The sequence below is a fragment of the Mycetohabitans sp. B3 genome (assembly GCF_021498065.1).
Classification (GTDB): Bacteria; Pseudomonadota; Gammaproteobacteria; order Burkholderiales; family Burkholderiaceae; genus Mycetohabitans.
Genome location: NZ_JAHLKN010000167.1, coordinates 1 through 1,252, shown reverse-complemented (window position 1 = coordinate 1,252; position 1,252 = coordinate 1). Strand labels below are relative to the sequence as shown.

Here is a 1,252-nt window from a genome sequence, read left to right as displayed (position 1 = left end):
GCTTTGAGCTCAACCGGTGTCATCACCCCACCGTCAGCCGCGACCCAATAGGCCACCAAACGTCTGTCACCCGGACAATCCTCGCGCGACACCACCACTGACTGCGCGATGCTCGGATGCTTGACCAATGCCGCTTCGATTTCGCCGGGTTCGATGCGAAAGCCCCGAATTTTGATCTGCTGATCCACGCGGCCGATATATTCCAACTGCCCATTCAAGCGCCATCTTGCCAGGTCTCCTGTTCGGTATAGCCGTTCGCCGGAGCTAAATGGGCTCGGTATAAAGCGTTCGGCACTCAGTTCGGGTTGGTTGATATAGCCACGCGCCACTCCCGCGCCCGCAATATACAACTCGCCCGTCACACCTATCGGCAAGGGCTCTAAATGCTGCCCCAGCACATAGACTCGCACATTGGGCACCGGCCGACCGATCGGCACCCTTCCTTCCTGCTGGACGTCGGCCTTGAACCACGTTGACGCCATCGTGCATTCGCTGGGACCGTATTGATTGACCACCGTTACTTGAGGGCCAAACGCCTTGTGTACCTGTTCACATACACTTGCCTCCAGCGGCTCACCAGAGGTCAAGATAGTATTCAACGACGATGTGATGGGACCCGCCGGTACGGTTTCACAAAGACCACGCAAAAAGCTCGGTGTGATACTCAGCAGTTTCGTCACCGACCTTTCGCGAATCGCTGATAGATAGCGGCCTGGCTCTTTCGCCTGCTCATTGGGCACGATGATCACGCGCGCGCCTGCTGCCAACGGACCAAACAAGTCGCGCACACAGGGGTCAAAGGCAAGACCCGTAATATTTAAAATAGTATCCGCACCCGTGATGGCGTAATGGCGAGTCAGAAAACTTAAATAATTGACAACGCCACGATGCGAATGCATCACGCCTTTAGGCTGCCCTGTCGAACCTGAGGTATAAATAATGTAAGCAAGATGCTCGGCGGTGACTCCACTGTCCAGTCGTGTCTTGGGACACGCGGCAATCTTGGCCCAGTCCGTATCCAAATCAATACGTCGTGCCTGGATTTCAGGCAGCCTCGCTTCAAGGTGGGATTGCGTCACCAACACCGCGACGCTCGCCTGGCGCAACATAGACGCTAAGCGCTCGGCCGGATGGCTGGGGTCCAGCGGCAAATACGCGCCGCCCGCCTTCAGAATGCCTAATAGGCCAATGATTGCCTCAAGCGAGCGCTCGGCGCACAGCCCCACCACGACTTCCGGACCCACATCTAAGG

The 1,252-nt window shown here is 56.9% G+C and carries 1 protein-coding gene; it reads right to left on the bottom strand.

What is annotated here, in order from left to right; genetic code table 11:
- Positions 1 to 1,252, bottom strand: a 1,252-nt coding sequence (locus tag KQH55_RS16115; protein ID WP_235091680.1) for an amino acid adenylation domain-containing protein, incomplete at both ends; no start/stop codon positions are given.